At 46.8% G+C, this 887-nt stretch carries 1 protein-coding gene; it reads left to right on the top strand.

Going from position 1 to position 887, the window contains the following annotated elements; translation table 11 throughout:
- Positions 1-21: 21 nt before the first annotated feature.
- The coding region (rsmH, locus tag R8N47_RS24210; protein WP_318185977.1) for a 16S rRNA (cytosine(1402)-N(4))-methyltransferase RsmH at positions 22-887 on the top strand (866 nt) is incomplete at its 3' end.

The following is an 887-nucleotide window of genomic DNA, read 5'->3' as shown; positions in this document are numbered from 1 at the left end:
AGATCATTCAACGAGAAAGCTATGACCGAAACCTTCCAACATATTTCCGTGTTATTAAATGAATCCATTGATGGCTTGGCTATCAAACCAGATGGTATCTACATTGATGGAACATTTGGCCGAGGCGGTCACAGCCGTACAATTTTATCCAAACTTGGCCCAAATGGCCGACTGTACAGTATCGACCGTGACCCTCAAGCGATTGCGGAAGCAGGCAAAATTGACGACCCTCGTTTTACCATTATTCATGGCCCGTTTTCTGGCATGGCTCAATACGCAGAAGAGTATGACCTAGTTGGTAAAGTAGACGGTGTACTATTGGATCTTGGTGTGTCTTCGCCTCAGCTGGATGACGCAGAGCGTGGCTTCAGCTTTATGAAAGATGGCCCGCTAGATATGCGCATGGACCCAACTTCAGGCATCCCGGTTTCTCAATGGTTGATGGAAGCGGATCTGGATGACATCACTTGGGTGATTCGTGAATTCGGTGAAGACAAACACGCTCGTCGTATTGCTCGTGCGATTGTGGAATACCGTGAAAACGAAGAGAACGAGCCAATGGTTCGTACTGGTCAGTTGGCAAAACTGATCTCTGAAGCAGCACCAAAAAGTTTTAAAGAGAAAAAGCACCCAGCGACGCGTGCTTTCCAAGCGTTCCGTATTTACATCAACAGTGAGCTAGAAGAAATTGATACTGCGCTGAAAGGCGCGGCTCGTATTTTAGCTCCTGAAGGTCGTTTATCTGTCATCAGTTTCCATTCGTTGGAAGACCGCATGGTAAAACGCTTTATCCGCAAAGAAAGTAAAGGTCCTGAGGTTCCACATGGGATTCCTTTGACGGAAGCGCAAATCAAAGAGCTTGGCAGCGCAAACATGAAAACTGTTGG

This window comes from Vibrio sp. 2132-1, from assembly GCF_033344315.1.
This window is presented reverse-complemented; position numbering and strand designations above follow the sequence as displayed.